General features: G+C 74.9%; 16 protein-coding genes. 9 read left to right on the top strand and 7 right to left on the bottom strand.

The window, feature by feature from the left end:
* Nucleotides 1–26 precede the first annotated feature (26 nt).
* From abc-f to IE170_RS26290, 3 genes are all read left to right on the top strand, one after another.
* Nucleotides 27–1,709 (top strand): ribosomal protection-like ABC-F family protein, encoded by a 1,683-nt coding sequence (abc-f, locus tag IE170_RS26300; protein WP_189811920.1) that lies wholly within the window; start codon nt 27–29, stop codon nt 1,707–1,709.
* Between the two features lie 158 nt (nt 1,710–1,867).
* Nucleotides 1,868–2,797 (top strand): Vgb family protein, encoded by a 930-nt coding sequence (locus IE170_RS26295; protein ID WP_189811919.1) that lies wholly within the window; start codon nt 1,868–1,870, stop codon nt 2,795–2,797.
* A gap of 138 nt (nt 2,798–2,935) precedes the next feature.
* Nucleotides 2,936–3,349 carry a rodlin gene (locus tag IE170_RS26290; protein WP_125548079.1) on the top strand — a complete coding sequence of 138 codons (414 nt, stop codon included), beginning with the start codon at nt 2,936–2,938 and terminating at the stop codon, nt 3,347–3,349.
* Nucleotides 3,350–3,419: 70 nt separating this feature from the next.
* Here the strand turns inward: IE170_RS26290 and IE170_RS26285 are convergent, their stop codons facing one another.
* A complete protein-coding gene (locus IE170_RS26285) occupies nt 3,420–4,055 on the bottom strand; it encodes a response regulator (protein WP_189811918.1) in 636 nt (211 codons plus the stop codon).
* Between the two features lie 132 nt (nt 4,056–4,187).
* On the opposite strand from IE170_RS26285, the gene IE170_RS26280 reads away from it, so the two are divergent.
* Nucleotides 4,188–4,772, top strand: coding sequence for an RICIN domain-containing protein (locus IE170_RS26280; RefSeq protein ID WP_189811917.1), 585 nt, complete (start codon nt 4,188–4,190; stop codon nt 4,770–4,772).
* Nucleotides 4,773–4,855: 83 nt separating this feature from the next.
* On the opposite strand, the gene IE170_RS26275 is transcribed toward IE170_RS26280, so the two are convergent.
* The 3 genes from IE170_RS26275 to IE170_RS26265 form a co-directional block, all read right to left on the bottom strand.
* Complete coding sequence (locus tag IE170_RS26275) at nt 4,856–6,319, bottom strand: hypothetical protein (RefSeq protein WP_189811916.1); 1,464 nt, start codon at nt 6,317–6,319, stop codon at nt 4,856–4,858.
* A 364-nt stretch (nt 6,320–6,683) separates the two neighbouring features.
* Nucleotides 6,684–8,945, bottom strand: a complete 2,262-nt coding sequence (locus IE170_RS26270) for a SpoIIE family protein phosphatase (RefSeq protein WP_229885170.1) — start codon at nt 8,943–8,945, stop codon at nt 6,684–6,686.
* A 147-nt stretch (nt 8,946–9,092) separates the two neighbouring features.
* The gene (locus IE170_RS26265; RefSeq protein WP_189811915.1) at nt 9,093–10,583 is read right to left on the bottom strand and encodes a glycoside hydrolase family 18 protein; all 1,491 of its coding nucleotides are present in this window, start codon (nt 10,581–10,583) and stop codon (nt 9,093–9,095) included.
* Between the two features lie 291 nt (nt 10,584–10,874).
* Here IE170_RS26265 and IE170_RS26260 point away from each other — a divergent pair, with 291 nt between their 5' ends.
* Nucleotides 10,875–12,020 (top strand): hypothetical protein, encoded by a 1,146-nt coding sequence (locus IE170_RS26260; protein ID WP_189811914.1) that lies wholly within the window; start codon nt 10,875–10,877, stop codon nt 12,018–12,020.
* Between the two features lie 24 nt (nt 12,021–12,044).
* On the opposite strand, the gene IE170_RS26255 is transcribed toward IE170_RS26260, so the two are convergent.
* The 3 genes from IE170_RS26255 to IE170_RS26245 form a co-directional block, all read right to left on the bottom strand.
* A complete protein-coding gene (locus IE170_RS26255; RefSeq protein WP_189811967.1) occupies nt 12,045–12,407 on the bottom strand; it encodes an ArsR/SmtB family transcription factor in 363 nt (120 codons plus the stop codon).
* 180 nt (nt 12,408–12,587) lie between these two features.
* Nucleotides 12,588–12,962: a hypothetical protein gene (locus IE170_RS26250; RefSeq protein ID WP_189811913.1), complete on the bottom strand. Its 375-nt coding sequence runs from the start codon at nt 12,960–12,962 to the stop codon at nt 12,588–12,590.
* Between the two features lie 155 nt (nt 12,963–13,117).
* Nucleotides 13,118–13,780 carry a lysophospholipid acyltransferase family protein gene (locus tag IE170_RS26245; protein WP_189811912.1) on the bottom strand — a complete coding sequence of 221 codons (663 nt, stop codon included), beginning with the start codon at nt 13,778–13,780 and terminating at the stop codon, nt 13,118–13,120.
* Nucleotides 13,781–14,028: 248 nt separating this feature from the next.
* Here IE170_RS26245 and IE170_RS26240 point away from each other — a divergent pair, with 248 nt between their 5' ends.
* The 4 genes from IE170_RS26240 (at nt 14,029) to IE170_RS26225 (ending at nt 17,924) form a co-directional block, all read left to right on the top strand.
* On the top strand, nt 14,029–14,874 hold the full coding sequence (locus IE170_RS26240) for an MIP/aquaporin family protein (protein WP_189811911.1): 846 nt from the start codon (nt 14,029–14,031) through the stop codon (nt 14,872–14,874).
* A gap of 48 nt (nt 14,875–14,922) precedes the next feature.
* Nucleotides 14,923–16,440, top strand: a complete 1,518-nt coding sequence (gene glpK / locus IE170_RS26235; RefSeq protein WP_189811910.1) for a glycerol kinase GlpK — start codon at nt 14,923–14,925, stop codon at nt 16,438–16,440.
* A gap of 561 nt (nt 16,441–17,001) precedes the next feature.
* On the top strand, nt 17,002–17,205 hold the full coding sequence (locus IE170_RS26230; RefSeq protein ID WP_189811909.1) for a hypothetical protein: 204 nt from the start codon (nt 17,002–17,004) through the stop codon (nt 17,203–17,205).
* A 101-nt stretch (nt 17,206–17,306) separates the two neighbouring features.
* On the top strand, nt 17,307–17,924 hold the full coding sequence (locus tag IE170_RS26225; protein ID WP_189811908.1) for a hypothetical protein: 618 nt from the start codon (nt 17,307–17,309) through the stop codon (nt 17,922–17,924).
* Nucleotides 17,925–17,951 lie beyond the last annotated feature (27 nt).

Genomic DNA, 17,951 nt, shown 5'->3' with positions numbered 1-17,951 from the left:
CTTCCCCGACCCCCTGGAGCCGCTCCGTGACCGCACAGCTCACCGCCCTTGACGTCACCAAGGCCTACGACGGCCGCACCGTCCTCGACTCCGTCACCTGCTCCGTGCCCGCCGGCAGCCGCCTGGGCATCGTCGGCGAGAACGGATCGGGCAAGTCCACCCTGCTGCGCCTCCTCGCCGGAGCGGAGCGCCCCGACCGCGGCGAGGTCATCGCCCGCGCCGACGGCGGCATCGGCCACCTCCCCCAGGAGGAGCACCTCCCGCCGCACCTGACGGTCCGCCAGGTCATCGACCGCTCGCTGGCCGAACTCCGAGCCATGGAGCGGGACATGCGCCTCCTGGAGGCCCGCATGGCCGAAGGCTCCGGCGACGACCCCGCCGTCCTCTCGGCGTACGCCGACCTCCTCACCGCCTTCGAACTGCGCGGCGGCTACGAGGCCGACGCCCGCCTCGAACGCGCCCTGCACGGCCTCGGCCTGGCGGGACTGCCCCGAAACCGCACCGTCGGCGGCCTCTCCGGCGGCGAACAGGTCCGCCTCCGCCTGGCCGCCCTCCTCGCGGCGTCCCCCGAGGTCCTGCTCCTCGACGAGCCCACCAACCACCTCGACGGCCCCGCCCTCACCTGGCTGGAGGACCACCTGCGCGCCCGCCGCGGCACCACCGTCGCCGTCTCCCACGACCGGGCGTTCCTCGAACGGGTCGCCACGGCCCTGCTGGAGGTCGACGGCGACCTGCACACCGTCACCCGCCACGGCACCGGCTACGCCGGCTACCTCGCGCAGCGCGCCGCCGACCGGCAGCGCCGCGCCGACGCGCACCGGCAGTGGGCCGAGGAGGTGGCGCGGCTGCGCGAGACGGCCGCGACCACCGCCCGCCGCGTCGCCCCGGGAAGGGCGATCAAGGACGGGAACAAGATGGCCTACGACCGGGCCGCGGGCCGGGTGCAGCAGTCCCTGGCGAGCCGGGTCCGCAATGCCGAGGAGCGCCTCGCGCGGCTGCTCGCCCGGCCGGTGCCCGCCCCGCCCGACCCGCTGTCGTTCACACCGGCCCTGCCCGGCGGCGCCGGCGTGCAGGGTGAGCTGCTGCGCGCCGAAGGGGTGCGCGTAGCCGGGCGGCTCTCGCCGGTGGGCCTCACCGTCGGGGCCGGCGACCGCCTGCTCGTCACCGGACCGAACGGGGCCGGCAAGAGCACCCTCCTCGGCGTCCTCGCCGGCGCGGTGCCCCCGGACGGCGGGCAGGTGCACCGGCGCGGCCGCACCGGCCTCCTCGCCCAGCACGCGCCCGCCGTGCCGCGGGGGCGCACCCTGCTGGCCGCCTATGCGGACGGCCGCCCCGGCACGGCCGAGGAGCACGCCGAACGGCTGCTCGCCCTCGGCCTGTTCCACCGGGACCGGCTCCACGCGCCCGCCGCGTCCCTGTCGGCGGGCCAGCGGCAGCGGCTGGCGCTCGCCCGGCTCCTCTCCGAACCGGCGGACGTCCTCCTGCTGGACGAGCCCACGAACCACCTCTCCCCCGCGCTGGCCGAGGAGCTGGAGGAGGCGCTGGCCTCCTTCGCCGGAGCCGTGATCGTCGTCAGCCACGACCGGGCGCTGCACACCCGCTGGCGGGGCGACCGCCTCGAACTCGCCCCCGCCGCCCCCGCCTTCACCGCCCGCGCCACCGCCCGGCGCGGGAGCCGCCCGCCCGAGCCCGCGGCCCTGCCGGCGTGAACCGCCCGCCGGTCGGCCCCGTACGGCCCGCCGGTACTCCCGCCCGGGCGCGTCCGCCCGTACCGAACCGAAGGGAATCCGCCCTGCACCGGACCACCGCACCCCGCACCGCAACCGCCCCCGGAACCGACCGCCGCCCCGAGGAGTGCCCGCCCCGTATGACCTCCCCCCGTCTGCGCACCTTCCCCGTCTCCGACCCCGCGTCCGGCCCGTACGCGCTCGCCGCGGGACCCGACGGCGCCCTGTGGTGCACCCTCGTCCACGCGGGGCGGATCGCCCGTCTGCCCGCCGCGGGGCTCTCGGACGGCGGCCCGGCCGCGGTCGAGGAGTTCCCGCTGGACCACGCCGGCTGCGGGCCCTCGCTGATCACCGCGGGCCCCGACGGCGCCCTGTGGTTCACCCGCATGCGGGACGACCGCATCGGCCGCATCACCACCGACGGCAGCGTCCGCTCCTTCGCCCTCCCCACCGCGGGCACCGGGCCGGCGGCCGCCCCGTACGGCATCGCCGCCGGCGCCGACGGAGCGCTCTGGTTCACCCTGTCCGCGGCCGGCCGGATCGGGCGGATCACCACCGGCGGCGACGTCACCGAGTTCCCGCTCCCGCAGGCCGACGCCTTCCCCGCCTTCATCACCGCGGGGCCGGACGGCGCGCTGTGGTTCACCCTCAACCGGGCCGGCGCCGTCGGCCGGATCACCACCGGCGGCGACGTCACCCTGTACCCGCTGCCGGATCCGGCCTGCGGACCGGTCGGACTGGCGGCCGGCTCCGACGGCGCCCTGTGGTTCACCGAGATCGCCGCCGGCCGGATCGGCCGGATCACCACCGGCGGCGACGTCACGGAGTTCCCGCTGCCCGATCCGGGCTGCCGGCCGCACGCCGTCACCGCCGGTCCGGACGGCGCCTGCTGGTTCACCGAGTGGGCGACGGGCCGCATCGGCCGGCTCTCCCCCGACGGCCGGGTGACCGCGTACGGGCTGCCCGGCACCGGCAGCGAGCCCCACGGCCTGGCCTTCGGACCGGACGGCGCCCTGTACGCGGCCCTGGAGCACGGCGCGATCGCCCGCCTCGACCCGGCCGGGGAGTGAGGTGCGGCCGGGGTCCGCCCGTCGTCCGGCGGGCGGACCCCGGTCACTCCTGCGAGTGGTGGCGCGCAACCTCTCCCCCGCTGTGCTGTTGCACTGCATGCACGGGCAACAGCAACCCCCACAACGAACAGGAACACGATGCTCAAGAAGGCCGCCAACACGGTCGTCGTCGCCGCCTCCCTCCTCGGCGCGGGCGCCGCCCTGGCCACCCCGGCCATGGCCATCGGCAACGACAACGGCATCAACACCGTGAACGGCAACAACGCGGCGCAGATCTACGGCAACCAGAAGACGGAGGGCGCGCTGAGCCCGCAGGCCTCCCTGGTGCAGGGCTCGCTCAACAAGCCGTGCCTCGGCGTGCCGGTGAAGGTGAACGCGCAGTCGCTGGTCGCCATCCTGGCGAACATCGGCGTCCAGGACGTCAACGTCCTGTCCAACCCGATGAACCAGCAGTGCGCCGAGAACTCGACCCAGGCCAAGGGCGACGAGTCCCTCTCGCACATCCTCAGCAACATCCCCGTCCTCTCCGGCAACCTCTCCGCCGGCAGCTGACGCCCGCCTTCCGCGCACCGGCCCCGGTCCCGCCCCCGCACCACGGGGGCGGGACCGGGGCCGGCCGCCGTCAGGGGGCGTGGCCGTCCTCGCGGGCCCGGTGGGCCAGGTCGATCTTCGTGTACGCGGGGCGGCCCGCCTCCCGGTACTTCTCCTTCACCCGGTCCAGGTAGAACTTGGCCGTGTTCGGGCTGATGCCGGCGCGGCGGGCCGTCGCCTTGAGGGTCAGCCCGGAGGCGTAGTACCGCAGCACCTCCAGCTCGCGGGGGGCAAGCCGGGGGCGGTCGCCGGCCGTGTCGTGGACCCAGGCGAAGGCCAGTTCGGGCGAGTGCGCCGTACCGCCGGCGGCCACGGTGGCGACGGCCTCGACCAGGGTCGGGAGGTCGTGGTCCTTGGTGAGGTAGCCGTCCGCGCCCGCGGCGACGGCGGAGACGATCCGGGAGCGGTCCGCGACCGTGCTGATGACGAGGACCCGGGGGCCGGCCGCGCGGACCCGGCGCACGTTGTCCTCCGGTACGGAGCCGTCCCGCAGGAGGAGGTCGAGGAGGACCACGTCCGCGGTGCGGCCCGGCCCGGCGAGGAGGTCCCCGACGGTGGGCACCGCGGCGAGCAGCCGCAGCCGGTCGGTGCCGGCCAGCCAGGAGCGCAGTCCGTCCAGCAGCATCCGGTCGTCGTCGACCGCCGCCACCGTGACCGCGCCGGTCACCGCCCCGTCCACCCGCACCCCCGAAAAAACGCACCCACGGTGACACACCCCCCTGAACGGGCGGGTACCGGGTGTTCAGTTGATCTCGCTACGTTCAGGGCGTCAAGAAGGTCTTGAGACAGGAGAGATCACGTGACCGGCAAGTCTGTTCGGTGGGGCGGGGGCGGTCTGCTGGCCGCGCTCGCAGGCCTGTTCGTCCTGCTCCTCCCGGCGTCGGCTTCGGCGTCGGCCTCCGCGGACCCGGGGGTGCACTACACCACCAGCTTCCGCAGCGCCTACACGTACAACCTGAAGCCGCCGAGCGGGAAGTGCCTCGACATGCAGGGCGGCGGGCGGCCCGGGCTCGGGAAGGTCATCCAGACGTTCGACTGCAAGACCGCACTGCACCAGCGGTTCACCTTCCACCAGGCCGGCAACGGCTCGTTCTCGATCGGCCTCTTCGGGGTGTACTGCCTCACCCCGCAGGGCGGTGCGGTGCCCGGTGCGCCGCTCGTCGTCGGCACGGGCAGCGGCTGCGGCGTCTTCACCTGGCGCAACTCCCCGGTCGCGGGCGACCGCTGGGAGCTCGTCGAGGTGACCTCGGGCCAGTGCCTGCGGGACACCGGCCGGCGCTCCCCGGTGGTGCTGGGCGCCTGCGGGGCGGGCGAGTCGGCCTGGAGCCCCGTCTACATGGGTGTCTACAACTACGACCAGTTCGGCCGGGCGGCTGCGGCCTGATCCGGTGGACGACGGCGCGGCACGCGGGGGTTCGATCCCGCCGTGCCGCGCCTTGGCGTCCGGGTGCTGTGCCCGGGGCGCCGTCAGCCGCGCCGGACGGCGGCCTTGCCGCCGGCCAGGTGCCATTCGCGGTTGAGCGAGCCGAGCGGGATGCGCCGTTCGAAGATCGGCGTGCCGAACAGAGACAGCTGGAGCTGGAGGTTGCCGCTCAGGTCGAAGCCGCCGTAGAGCGCCCAGGCGCCGCTGACCGACGCCTTGCCGTCGCTGGAGGCGGCGGCCTTCACGTCGCCCTCGCCGCGCAGGTAGGGGGCGAACTCGGCGGAGACGCCGACGGCCCCGTACAGGCCGACGGAGGCCTCGGCGCCGAGCGCGGCCTTGACCTTTCCGGCGGCGGTGACCTCGGCCGTCACCGGGGTGCTCTCCACCTTCGAGGTGCTGACCGGGGTCCAGCCCTTGCCCGAGGCGTAGCTGCCTCCGACGCGGAAGTCGCCCTTGACGTCCTGCTTGACCTCCAGCGTGACGCGGCCGTCGGCCTCCACCTGGATGAAGCAGGTCAGGTCGAGGTTGACCACGACGGGCACCGGGCCTACCTGGATGACGGGCGCGCTGTGCAGCTTGGCGAACGGGATCCGCTTCGGGCCGCCGGTGGTCGCGGCCGCGTGGCCCTTGAGGCTCCACTGCGAGGCCCAGTCGCCGCTCATGCCGAGGAACGCGCCGCGCGGGCCGGTGCCGCCGGAGCCGTCGTACGCGAACTCGACGGTGGGCGCGAGCTGCACGAACCCGGACACCGAGGCGCCCGCCGAGACGGGGGCGCCGGGCGCGGTCTCGATGGGGGCGTTCACGTCGAGGCGCAGGTTGCCCAGGGGCAGCTTGGCGCCCTCGGGGCCGAACTTCAGGCCCTGGCCCTTGGCCCAGGAGAACGTGACGCCCTTCATCAGCGGTTCGACCGTGACGGTGGACGGGTCGACGGGGACCTTGCCGTCGGCCTTGTCGTCGTTGAGGACGGCGGACAGGGTCGTCGGGGCGGTCTTGACCTCGATGCCCCGGTCGGTCTTCTTCCCGACCTCGGTGACCTTCGCGAGGAGGCCGTCGGGGGCGCCGGGCACGGGGGCGCTGGCGATGACGTCACCGACGGCGACCGGCTTGTCCGGTGCGGCGGAGCCGCTCGGGGAGCCGCCGGGCGAGGGCGTGTTCTGCGCGGGGGCGGACCCCTTCGGGTCCTTCGACGGGGCGGGCGCCTTGGGCTTCGCCGGGGCTATGACGGCCTTCCCGGTCGCCTTGTCGAAGGAGGCCACCTTCAGCGCGGCCTTCTCCGGCGTGCCCTTGCCGGCGCCGACGCGGGCCATGCCGGCGGAGGCGGGCTCGTCCTGCGGGGCCGCGGCGACCTCGAGCTGCTGCGTGCCGTCGGCGACGGGGGCCGGGGCGGCGGGCATTCCGAGGGAGGTGGGGGGAGCCGGGGCGGGCTGGGGTGACGAGGAGCAGCCGGTGGCGGTGAGCGCCAGGGTCGTGAGGCCAGGGAGCAGGAGCCGTCTGGCGAGAGTGCGCACGTACGTAGGACCTTCTGGTTGGGGGGAATTGCGCTACCGGCAAGTAACGTGCGGCGCATCATGCCAGGCATGTCCATCACAAACGTCGATATCAGGCCATCGTGGGCGTACCGGGAGATCGACGGCGCGTGTCCCGGGCGCCGCGGTCCGTCACCGCCGTCCGGGTTCCGGAGGCGCCCGGGAGGCTCTGCGCCCTTGCAGGACAACGGGGTTACCGCCCGTCACGCGTCGCGGCGGATGCCCGGAGGGTGCGGTGGGGCGGGTACGCAGATCGGCGGGATCGGTTCCGCGCGGTGGCCGGGGTCGAGGCCGCCCGTGTCCGGAAGTCGTCGGTGCGGTCCGCGTACGAGGGGCGGGCGGCGGCTCAGTCGCCGGGGAGGCGGGAGCGCAGCAGCAGGAGCGCGATGTCGTCGGTCGCGGGCACCCGGCCGCGGGCGTGGCTCAGGAGGTCGTCCGCGACCGCTTCGAGGGGCCGGTCCCCCGCGGCGCGGGCGAGGTGGGCCGCGACCCCGGCGATGGTCTCCTCGATGTCGAGTGCCGGGCTCTCGACGAGCCCGTCGGTGTAGAGGGCGAGCAGGGACCCCGGCTCGAAGGGGATCTCGGCGGCCGTGTAGCCGGCGTCGGGGTCGATGCCGAGCAGCAGCCCGGGCGGGAGGTCGACGACCTCCGCGGTGCCGTCGGCGCGGCGCAGCAGCGGCGGCGGGTGCCCGGCGGTGGCCAGGCGGGCCCGGTGGCGGCCGAGGTCGATGTGCGCGTACAGGCAGCTGGTGAACAGGCCGGGCTCCAGGTCGGTGAGCAGCCGGTTGGTGCGGGCGAGGACCTCGGCGGGCGGGGCTCCGGCCGAGGCGTGCACCGCGGTGCGGACCTGGCCCATCAGGGCGGCGGCGCCGACGTTGTGGCCCTGGACGTCGCCGATCGCGGCGGCGGCCGTCGTGCCGTCGATGTGGATCAGGTCGTAGAAGTCGCCGCCGATGTCCAGGCCGTGCCCGGCGGGCAGGTAGCGGGCGGCCACCTCAAGGCGGGGGACGTGCGGCAGGTCGTGGGGCAGCAGCCCGGTCTGGAGGCTGCGGGCCAGCTGGTAGGCGGAGTCGTAGAGCCGGGCACGCTCCAGGGCCTGGGCGATCAGGCCCGCCAGCGAGATGAGGACGGCCTTCTCGCCGGCGGCGAAGGGCCGGGGGCGGGAGTACGCGAGGACGAGGCAGCCCACCGGCCGGTTGGAGGTGATGAGCGGAACGAAGCCCCAGGCTCCCATGCCGTCCTCGATGTCGGTGCCGGGGTAGGCCGCCAGCAGTGCGGCCGGGCTCTCGAAGAACAGCGGGGTGCGGGTCCGGATGACCTCGGTCGTCGGGCTCTCGCCGGTGACGGGCAGGCCGTCGAAGCGGGCCATGAGCTCGTCGGTGTAGCCGCGGTGGCCGACGATGCGCAGGCGGCGCTCCTCCTCGACGAGCAGGGCCATGGCCTGGGCGCCGAGCGCGGGCACCAGCTGGTCGGCCGCCTTGTCGACGACGTCCTGCGCGTGCGCGGCCTCGGTGAGGCTGGCCGCCAAATGCATCAGCTGGTAGAGGGCGGTGGCCCGGCTGGGGCCGGGGGCCACCCGCTGCTCCGGGCCCGGCTCGGACGCCGCGGGAGGGCGGGCGGCGGCGTCCGCCGCGGCCGCGGGGCGGGCGTGCGCGGGCGGGGGCGGAGGCGGAGGCGGAGGCGGCGGTTCGACGGCCACGTCGGGGCCGAGGGCCCCCTCGGCGGCGGCGGGTCCGTCGTCGGCGGTGATCCGGACGCTGATCCCCGAGTCGTCGGGATGGAGGTCGAAGCGCACCCGGTGGCCGGCCGGGTGCACGGCGGTGAAGCTGCGCGGCAGCCGGCTCATCACGGCCGCCCGGTAGTGCTCCTCGATGGCGGGGGTGTCCATCCAGGGCAGGGCCTCCCACGGCAGCGCGCCGACGAGCCGCCGGACCGGGGAGCCGAGCAGGTCGGCGGCCTCCTGGGTGATGAAGGTGATCTTCCCGTTCAGGTCCAGTGCGCAGCTGCCGCCGGGCAGCCGCCGGATGAAGGCCATGGCGGCGGCCGCCTCGACGGGCCCCGGGGTGGGCGGCGGCCGCGGCGCGAGGATGACCGGGTGGGCGGCCGCCCGGACGGGGTGGCCGTCGTCCGCGGCCCGGCGCAGGATTCCGGCGAGGCGCGCGCACCCCGCCGCGAGGGCCTCCCGCTCGCGCTCGGCGAGCTCGTGCCCGTGGGAGCCGGGCCACAGCATGACCAGCCCTGCGCCCGCCGCCGCGCCCGCGTCGGGCTCGGTGTCGAGCGGCGTGGCGGCGAGGGAGAAGCGGTACGGGACGACGAGGCCGAGGCGCGGGTACCGGCTCGCCGTCTCCTCCTGGCCGCCCAGCCACACCAGCCGCCGCTCGCGGACGGCGTCGGCGACCGGGATGGGGTCCCGCAGCCCGACCCGGGACCAGGGGACGGCGAATTCCCGGGCCACGCCGATCGTGAGCGCGAGGTGCAGCATGCCCTGCGTGGGCGCCGGCAGGTACAGCATGCCGATGGACGCGCCGGCCGCGGCGCGGAGGTCGAGCAGCGCCTCGCCCAGCCGCCGGTGGCCGGCCCCGGGGTCCCGCGCCGGTGTGTCTCCCACGTGACCATGGTGGCCCAGGGCCGGCCGTTCGCGCGCTCCGGGCGCGGCCGGGCGGCGGCGAGGTGGGGTGGGGCGGGCCGGCCTCTGCCCCGTCCGGCCGCCCCCTCCCGGCCCCCGGGGCAGAGGCGGCCGTACGGGGCCCGGGAGTCAGGAGCGGGCAGCGAAGGCCTTCGTGAAGGCCAGCGGCTCCTGGAGGATGGAGGAGCAGGTGGCGTCGGCCTGGTTCTTCGCGCCGCCGGGGCACTGCTTGTCTCGGGCCCCGGACCACATGGACAGCCAGCCCAGCCCCTTGGCGCGGGCGAAGTCGGCGAGCTGTCCGGCGTCCTCGACGGTGAATATCTCGGTCACGACGTCGTTGACGCCGATCATCGGCGTCACGGCGACCTTCTTCCACGCCTCGGCGTCGGACAGCCCGAAGACACCCTTGACCTGCGCCTGCGTCGCGGTGGCCGCCTGGATGGCGTAGCCGCCCATGTCACCGCTGTACGCCGGCCCGTAGTCCATGGCCATGACATTGACGGCGGAGACGGCCACGCCGCCCCGCTTGGCGTCGGCGAGCAGGTCGACGCCGGGCTGGGTCAGCCCCTCCGGCATGACGGGCAGGGTGAAGGAGACGTCGAGCCCGGGATGCTTCTTCTGCAGGAGGGCGATGGCCTGGGCGCGCCGCGTGTTGGCGGCCTTGTCGGGCAGGGCGGCGCCCTCCACGTCGAAGTCGGCCTTGGTGAGCCCGTACGCCTCGACGACCTTGCCGTACGCGGCCGCCAGCTCGGCGGCGGAGGAGCAGGTGAGGGCGAGCTCGGAGCCGGCGGCGCCGCCGAAGGAGACGCGGACGTCGCCGCCCTTGGCGCGCAGGGCCGCGATCTGGGAGGCGACGCGGTCGGAGCCGAGAGCGGTGGTGCCGCCCCACATCGGGTTGCAGCCGCCGCCCGAGGTGACGAAGGCCAGGTTGAACTCCTTGACGCCGGTCTGGTCGGCGGTGGCGAGGAGGTCGTATGCCGGATAGAGCGAGGTGTCCACGTACGGCGCGAAGCGGGCGCCGGCCCCGCCGGGCGGGCGGCCGGTGGAGGTGGCGGTGGGCTTCGGCGCGGGGCTGGTCGGCGAGGCCGTGGCCGTGGGCCGGCTCGTCGGCTGCGTGGTGGGGGCGGCAGTGGCGGTGGGAGCGGTGGTGGGGCGGCCGCTGGGGCTGGGCGCCGGGCCGGTGCCGGGGCCGCACGCGGCCTTGTTGATCAGGCAGCCGGTGGGGTTGCCGGGGGCGCTCTGGGCCGCGGTGACGAACCCGACGGTGGTGGAGGCTCCGGGGGCGAGGCCCTCGGTGGCCCAGCGGGGCGGCTTGACCGTGACCCGGCTGCCGCTGACGGTCTGTTCGCCGTTCCAGAGGGAGGAGAGGGTCGTGCCGGCGGGCAGGTCGAACTCCAGCGTCCAGTCCTTCAGGGTCTCCCGGCCGGTGTTCGTGATGACGTACTGGCCGGTGTAGCCGGTGGACCAGCTGCTGGACCGCGTGAAGGCGGCGCCTGCGGAGGCGGCCTGGGCGGTGCCGGTCAGGGCGAGCGCGGTGCCGCCGACGGCTGCCGTCAGGGCGAGCGCGCCGGCCGCCTTGGCCTTGCCGCCGAGCCTGCGGCGGTGTGAGTTCCGGGTCATGACTGCCTGCCTCATCGGTGCGGGGACGGGGGGACGGGGCAGCACGCTAGCGATCCGGAACCGGGCAAAACGCCTGTCCGGGCCCCGCTGCCCCGATCTTGAGGCGGGCTTAAGGAAGGGATCGGGGAGGGTTAACGGGGCGGAGGCGCCGACCCCGCACGGTAGGCGGACGTGCACCCGTCAGGAGGCAATTCATAGGCCGATCCGTCGATATGACGATCCTTCTCGTCAAGGGCGGGGGGTTGCCGTCCGATAAGCCGGAGGACCACCCGCCTCGTCGAGGAGACGTGCATGATCCCTGGGCGCACCCCCCGGTCCCCTTTCGGCCCCCTTCCGGGCCGCGTCACGTGGCTCAGGGGCGGTGCACTCGCGTCGCTCGCCCTCGTGCTGACGGGGTTCACGAGTCCGACGGCCGCGGTCGTGCCGCTCACCGCCGCCACGCTCGCCGGTGCACCGGCTGCCCCGGGGGACGAGGGACCCTGCCCTGAAGGCGCACCGCATGAGCCCGGCGCGGCCGCCGCCGGGCCGGGGCAGGCCGGTCCGCCGTCGGGCGGCGTGGACGAGGCGCCCCCGCACTACCTCGCGGCCGACGTGCTGGGCCGCTACACGGAGAGCCGGCAGCAGCCCGCGCCGCTCGCGCAGCAGACCGAAGCCGAGGACGACCGCGCCAGGTGCCAGAGGGGTCCGACGGGGCCGAAGGGGCCGGCCGGGCCGAAGGGGCCGACGGGTCCGACCGGACCTGCCGGCCCGGCCGGGCCGACGGGCCCTGCCGGTGACGACGGAGTGGACGGGCAGGACGGCCTGGACGGGGTAGCGGGAGCGACGGGCGCGGCGGGCGCCCCGGGGCCCGCCGGCCCGACCGGGGCGACGGGGGCGACCGGGGCGACGGGCGAAACCGGACAGCCGGGAGCCACGGGAGCCGCCGGCCCCACCGGGGCCACGGGTGAAGCGGGGGCGGCGGGAGCCGCCGGACCCGCCGGTCCGACCGGGGCCACCGGGGCCACCGGCGAGGCGGGAGCCACGGGCGCCGCCGGGGCCGCGGGTGCGACCGGGCCCGCGGGGCCGTGCTCCGACATCGACAGCTACGCCCCGTCCAGCGCGGAGGAGTTCCACGCGGTGCTCACGGACGGCGTCGCCTTCGCGGGACGGGCGGTGCCCCTCGGTGGTCCCGTGATTGTCTGGCAGGACCTGACCAACCCCGTCACCGCCGGCACGGACCCCGCCAACCCGAGCTTCCCGGCCGACGCCTGCGCCATCGGCATCGAGGCCCAGGGTGACGACGCCTACGTCCACGTCGTGACGACCGCCGGCACGGTCTGGCGGACGCACGGCGACGTCAACGGTGCCGGTTTCGTCTGGAACGAGCCGTGGGTGCAGCGGACAACCCCCGCACCGGTGGTGCTGCGCGGCCCGAAACCGTCCGGACCGCTGGACTGACGCCCCGGCGGGGTACGGCCCCGCTCAGGTGCGGGCCGGAGCCGGCTCGGGATGGGTCGGCGGGCCCTGCCTGAGCTCGGCGAGCAGTTCGTTCCGCCCGGCCAGCATCTCGGTCAGGATGCGGCGCGCGGCCCGCAGCAGGTCGGCGACGTCGCCGCCGGCCAGCGCGTAGGTGACCGTGGAGCCCTCGCGGGTGGACACCACGATGCCCGAGCGCCGCAGGACGGCCAACTGCTGGGAGAGGTTGGACGCCTCCACGTCGATCTGTGCGAGGAGTTCACGGACGGGCATCGGCCCGCTCTGCAGGAGTTCGAGGACCCGGATGCGGACCGGGTGGCCGAGCATCCGGAAGAACTCGGCCTTCGCCTGGTACAGCGGCACCTGCATAGCCACGACGCTCCTGCTGCTCCTCGGACCGTTCCCGGCCGCGCACCCCGCCCGGCGCGGCCTCCCCACCATCGTCGCGTCCCGTCGGCCCGCGCACACCCGAAGTTGACCGGTTTCGGATGTGTGGACTTGAAGATGTCTTCACATCGTGGGCATGCGTGGGCCGGTGGGCAGGCGCCTCTAAAGCTCCAGTTCCGCCTCGATGCGGCGGAGCTGGTGGCGGGCCATCGCCAGGTTGGACTTGCCCTTGTCCAGCACCAGGTAGAGGAACAGGCCCGCGCCGGTGCGGCTGCGCAGCAGCCTGATCAGGTGGTACTGGCCGCCGAGTGTGATGAGCACGTCCTCCAGGTCGTCCTGGAGCCCCAGCATCTCCATGGTGCGGACCTTGGCCCGGATCACGTCCGTGTTCCCTGCCGCGGCGACCGTCAGGTCCAGGTCCTTTCCGCCGCCGAGGGTGCCCAGGGCCATACCGCTGGTGTAGTCCACCAGCGCCGCCCCGAGCGCACCGTCGATCGCGGTCATCGCTTCCTTCAGCGAAACTTCCACGTTGGCCATGGCCGTCCTCCGTCATGCTGCTGTCGCCGTTCATCCGGCGCCGGATCTTCCGTAACGGGACGCTACCGATCCGGCGGCGGCGTACGACCGGATCCGTGAATTCGGCTTGAAAGCACCGCCTGTTGGATACGGTGGACGGTCCACCTGAGTACCGGTCAGGCCGCAGGCGCGGCCGGCTCCTCAAGGCGGGCGGCGGCCGTCCGCCAGGCATCGGTGACGGCCCGGTGGGCCTGCCGGGTGCGGGTGTCGCTGTCGCCGGTGAGGCCGACCGGCGCTCCGACGTGGACGTGGAGCCCCGGGCGGCGCAGCGGCGCGGTGGCCAGGCCGGCGATCTGCTTCGCCGCACTGCCGGAGGTCACACGCCGGGATCCGGCCTGGCCGAGCGGGACGACGGGCGCGCCGGTGCGCTCGGCGAGCCGGGCGAGTCCGCTGCGGAAGGCGCCGGGCGCGGCCTCGTCGGCGTCCCGGCGGGTGGGAATGCCGCCTTCGGCGTACATGAGGACCAGCCTGCCGCGTTCCAGGGCGGCTTCGGCCAGGTCGAGGGCGTCGGCGGCGCTGCGGTGGCCGCGGCGGACGGGGATGTGGCCCTCGCGGGCGAGGAGCGGGCCGAGGACGGGAATCCGCCACAGTCCGGCGGCGGCCATCACGACCGGTTCGACACCGAGGCGGCGCAGGGCGGCGAGGACGACGGCCGGGTCGGCGAGGGAGGTGTGGTTGGCGGCGATGATGCTGCCCGGCGCGAGGTCGGCCCCGGTGTGCGCGGTCACGGACAGGCGTCCGAACGCGGGCACGAGGGCGTCGGCGAGGCGGCTGAGCATGGCGGTTCTCCGTTCTCCACCGCGGTGTCCCCCACCGCGTGCCGCCATCGTCGGCGGCGGGCGGCGCCCGGGGCATGAGCGGTCGTACTCAGACCGGCCCGGCGCGGTACCCATCCGTCTCCCGGGTGCGGGGGCGGGCCTGGTGCTGCACTCTGGGCGTGGATCACCTTGCGCGCCCTCCGGGCGGCAGGTGGAGCTGGAGGACTCGGGCTAGGGCCGGTCCTGGGCCGGCGGGAAGCGGGACTTCCATGGCTGAGCGATTGAAGCGGTCCGGGCTGATCGGCGAACTCTCCGCCGAATTCGCCGGGACCATGATTCTCATTCTTTTCGGTTGCGGCGTGGTCGCCCAGGTCGTGGCCGGCGGGGCCCTGACGGACCCCGCGGGCGGCCTCGGCGACCACGACAGCATCGCCTGGGCGTGGGGCATCGGCGTCACCCTCGGCGTGTACGTGGCCGCGCGCCTCAGCGGCGCGCACCTGAACCCGGCGGTCACGGTGGCCCTCGCGGCCTTCAAGGGGTTCCCCTGGAAGAAGGTCGCCCCGTACGCCGTCGCGCAGACGGCGGGCGCCTTCGTGGCCGCGCTGCTGGTCCGCTGGAACTACACCGAGGCCCTGGCCAAGGCGGACCCGGGCCACACCATCAAGACGCAGGGCGTCTTCTCCACCCTCCCGGCGAACGGCAACACGAACCTGCCGGTGTACGAGTGGGGGGCCTTCCGTGACCAGATCATCGGGACCGCGATCCTGATGCTGTTGATCCTCGCGGTCACGGACCTGTTCAACACGCCGCCGGGAGCGAACCTGGCGCCGTTCATCATCGGCCTGATCGTCGTGGCGATCGGCATGGGCTGGGGCACCAACGCGGGCTACGCCATCAACCCGGCGCGTGACTTCGGGCCGCGGCTCGCGAGCTTCCTCACGGGCTACGGCACGGCGTGGCGGGACCAGTACGGCCAGCTCTACTTCTGGGTGCCGATCATCGGACCGCTCATCGGAGCCCTCGTCGGCGGGGCCCTCTACAAGTTCTTCGTCGGCCGGTACCTGCCGACCGCAGAACCGGAACCCCCTGGACGCATGCCGGCCCCGGAGGAGTGACCCGGCGCCGGACCGGCCCCACCCTGTCCCTACGAGAGGCGGTACCCCATGGCGGACTTCGTCGGCGCGGTGGACCAGGGAACCACCAGCACCCGTTTCATGATCTTCGACCACGGCGGGAACGAAGTGGCGAAGCACCAGTTGGAGCACGCGCAGATCCTTCCCCGCCCCGGATGGGTCGAGCACGACCCGGTGGAGATCTGGGAGCGCACCAACTCGGTGATCCAGAACGCGCTGCGGCACGGCAACCTCGCGCCGGAGGACCTCGCGGCCATCGGCATCACGAACCAGCGCGAGACCACCGTCGTGTGGGACCCGCGGAGCGGCCGCCCCTACTACAACGCGATCGTGTGGCAGGACACCCGCACCGACGCCATCGCGGCCGCGCTGGAGCGGTCCGGCCGGGGCGAGGTGATCCGCCGCAAGGCCGGGCTGCCGCCGGCGACGTACTTCTCCGGCGGGAAGATCCAGTGGATCCTGGAGAACGTCGACGGCGTGCGCGAGGCGGCGGAGCAGGGCCACGCCCTGTTCGGGAACACCGACTGCTGGGTCCTGTGGAACCTGACCGGCGGGCCCGACGGCGGCGTCCACGCCACCGACGTCACCAACGCCAGCCGCACCATGCTGATGAACCTGGAGACGCTGGACTGGGACGACGAGCTCCTGGGCTTCTTCGGAGTCCCGCGGGCGATGCTGCCCACGATCAACGCCTCCTCGCACCCCGAGGCGTACGGAACCACCCGCACCTCCCGCCCGCTGCGCGCGGCCGTCCCGATCACCGGCGTGCTCGGCGACCAGCAGGCGGCCACCGTGGGCCAGGTCTGCTTCGCGCCCGGCGAGGCGAAGAACACGTACGGCACCGGCAACTTCCTGGTGCTGAACACCGGCACGGAGCTGGTGCGCTCGCAGCACGGGCTCCTGACGACGGTGGCCTACCGGTTTGGCGACAGCCCCGCGGTGTACGCGCTGGAGGGCTCCATCGCGGTCACCGGTTCCGCGGTGCAGTGGCTGCGCGACCAGATGAAGATCATCACGAACGCGGCGGAGAGCGAGCGGCTCGCCTCGGCGGTCGAGGACAACGGCGGGATGTACTTCGTGCCCGCCTTCTCCGGCCTGTTCGCCCCGTACTGGCGCTCGGACGCGCGCGGTGCGATCGTCGGGCTCGCCCGCTACCACACCAACGAGCACCTGGCACGGGCGACTCTGGAGGCCATCTGCTACCAGAGCCGCGACGTCGTCGAGGCGATGGAGCAGGACTCCGGCGTCCACCTGGACGTGCTGAAGGTCGACGGCGGCGTCACCGCCAACGACCTGTGCATGCAGATCCAGGCGGACGTGCTCGGCGTGCCGGTGAGCCGCCCGGTCGTGGCGGAGACCACCGCGCTGGGCGCCGCGTACGCGGCCGGCCTGGCGACCGGCTTCTGGCGGGACGGCGACGAACTGCGCACGCACTGGCAGGAGTCGAAGCGGTGGGAGCCGCAGTGGTCGGAGGACCGGCGGGCGGAGGGCTACGCCGGCTGGAAGAAGGCGGTGGAACGCACCCTGGACTGGGCCACGGTCGACTAGGTGTACTGACCCGGAGGGTTGTCCGCCCCCGGCTCGCGCCCTGGCACTGTCGTCGCAGCCGCTCGGGGTGCGGGCCGAACTCGCTTGCGAGACGGATCCGCCGGATGGGCCTCCGGGGTCGCCGCGACGGCGCAGACGGGGCGGGTCCGGGCGGCGTAGGAGCGTGCGGCCGCGAGGAGGGCGAAGCGGAGGCCGCTGAAGGCCGTTCCGCCGAAGGCCGCCAGCCAGGGAGTCCCCCGGGCGGGGGAGGGGGACGGCCGGCCGGGTCGCTTCCGTAGGGCCTGGTTCCCGCGCCGGATTGCTGCCTGCGCTCCTGATCGCTCGGGACGGCGCCCCCGGGCTGCGGCCCGCCGCGCGGGCGGAAGGGGACACCCGGACGGAGCCTGCCCTCGGTGCCCTGCGGGGAACGAGGCGCGCGGACGGCGGTGTTCCGGGTGTTCGGTGCGGGCATCGGACCGGTACCACGCCGTGGCTGCAAGGGCGAGCCGGCGGGTGGTAGTGGTGGCGGAACCACGGAAGAGGGGGCGGCATGGGGCGGGGTGCGGGACGGGGCGGGGCCGGGTGAGCGAGCGGGGCGGACTGCTGCTCGCGGCGCTGGTGCTCGCGGCGGCCGATGCGGTGGCGGCCTGGCTGGCCTGGGGCACCGGCTGGATGGTGCTGTGCCTCGTCCTGACGCCGCCGGCGGTGCTGTGCGCCGTGGCCGGGCTCGTCGAAGGCGGCGGGAGCGGGAACGTCGACGGCGGCCCGGGCCTGGGCGGCCTCTGACAGGGGTTTCACGGCTGTCCGATGACAATCGTCACTTTCCTCCGGCCCGGACCCGGCCGACGCTGGGGCCAGTTGGCACAGCACCGGACGAAGGGGGCAGCGTGGAGACGTCGTCCGAGGCCATGGTCGGAGTGGTGACGGAGCGGCCGTCGCGGATGGGGATGGTGCGGTTGTGCGCGGCCGCGCTCCTGCCGGGAGGCGACCGCTCGGGCCGGGGCGCGGGCGGGCCGGGGGTCCGGCACTCCGCGGGGCAGCGGCAGGCCCTGCTGGGGCTGGCGGGGGCGGAGGTCGTCGCAGCGTTCCTGCTGTCCTCGGTGCTTCCCCCGGTGCTCCGTACGGCACACGGCGTGCTGGAGGGGGCGGTGATTCTCGGCTTCGTGGGCGCGGCGGCCGCGTTGCGGCGTGCGGGCCACCACGTGGTCGGAGACAGACTTGTGTTGCGCACCGGCCTGTACGGCGAGGTGAGCGTGCCGCGCGGGGCGGTCGGCTCGGTGGGGGCGGCCCTGCGGAGCGTTCCGGGGCGCGGGCCGCGTCCCGTGCCGGGTGATCCGGCCGCGGTGGCGTGTTCGGCCGAGGAGACGGTGAACGTCGCCGTACGCCTGCGCCGGCCGGTCCGCCTGGACCTCGGGGAGGCGGGCGTCGTGATGGCTCAGACGCTGTACGCCGGCGCGGATTCCGTGCCGGAGTTCCGGGCCGCCGTCATGGCCGAGGGGCGGTAGCCGCCCCGCGGGCCCGCCCCGCGGGGC

It is taken from the genome of Streptomyces toxytricini (genome assembly GCF_014649915.1).
Lineage (GTDB): Bacteria > Actinomycetota > Actinomycetes > Streptomycetales > Streptomycetaceae > Streptomyces > Streptomyces toxytricini.
Note: the sequence above shows the minus strand (reverse complement) of the source record. Positions and strands in the feature narration are given on the sequence as shown.